This window comes from Streptomyces atriruber (assembly GCF_001418325.1).
Lineage (GTDB): Bacteria > Actinomycetota > Actinomycetes > Streptomycetales > Streptomycetaceae > Streptomyces > Streptomyces atriruber.
The window spans coordinates 1-1,091 of sequence record NZ_LIPN01000675.1 but is presented as its reverse complement, the minus strand read 5'-3'; the positions used below and the strand labels follow the sequence as shown (position 1 = coordinate 1,091).

Genomic DNA, 1,091 nt, shown 5'->3' with positions numbered 1-1,091 from the left:
CCCCTCATCCCACCCCAAGCCACCACCACCCGCGCCCTTTGGACAGCCGCCACGGACGTGCTCGTGGCAGGGGTCGGCGGCGCCGGTGCCGGGGCAGGCGTCGGCGCCGTACACCGTGCGCGGCTGCTCCACACCGCGCACTCCGCGCGGCTGGCCGGGCTGCACCGGCCCTCGGCGGCCGCGGTGCGCGTGGCACGGATGCTGGGCGAAGCTGCCGCGGATGACCCGGGGTTCAGGCTGGCGGACCTGACGCAGGAGATCACCGAGCTCCTGCACGTCCTGCACGGGTTGCGGTCGCGGGGGATCGCGGACCCCGACCTCATCGGGACGGCGCGCCGCGCCTACCGGCCCGAGCGGCCCCTGCGCCTGCACGGCCTGTTCACGGAACCGGTGGTGACCGCGTCGGGGTTCGCGGGAGCCGTGACCTACGCCCTGGCCCCGGACGGGCGCCTGCGCACCGTGTCCGACGTGGCGCCCGGTGGCCCGGACCGTGTCCGTCGCGCTGCGGGGTCCTCCGTCCCGGGCGGTTGCGCGCTGTCGCTGCGCGAGTTCGGCGACGCCGGCGGAGTCTCCCTCACCGCACCGACCGTGTCGCCGGACGGCCGGATCGGCGCGGGGAAGACGGTGCGTTCGGTGCGGGCGTCGGGCGCCGCGTGGTCGCAGGCCCCGGTCGACGACTTGTGGCAGCGGGCACCGCACAGCCAACTCACCGACTGTCTGGCCTGGTTGGCGACCCCGGTCGAGGAGCGGACGTCCGCGGGCGGCGACCTCGTCTTCCTCCGGGGGACGATCACCACGCGGGGCCTGGCCGTCCTCGGCGGGCCGACGCTGCGCCTGCTCGCCCCGGACGAGCGGCCGGAGCTGCCGTACACGGAGAATCTGCGCCTCATCGCGGCACGCCCCGGCCTGTCCCTGCGCGTGATCGCGCGCGTCTCCCCCGACCGGCCCGGAGGCGTCCTCGCCCTGGCCGCCGCCTGGACCGGGCACGACGGACGGACGTTCCGCGCCGACCTGGGCCTGCGACGCCTCGACACCACCCGGCTGCCACCCCACACGCAGCCGACGACACCGCCGACCGACGAGCCCCCGCC

1 pseudogene is annotated in these 1,091 nt (G+C 76.8%); it reads left to right on the top strand.

What is annotated here, in order from left to right:
• Positions 1-63 precede the first annotated feature (63 nt).
• A pseudogene (locus AOK03_RS39960) lies at positions 64-1,091 on the top strand (hypothetical protein); the annotation flags it as partial.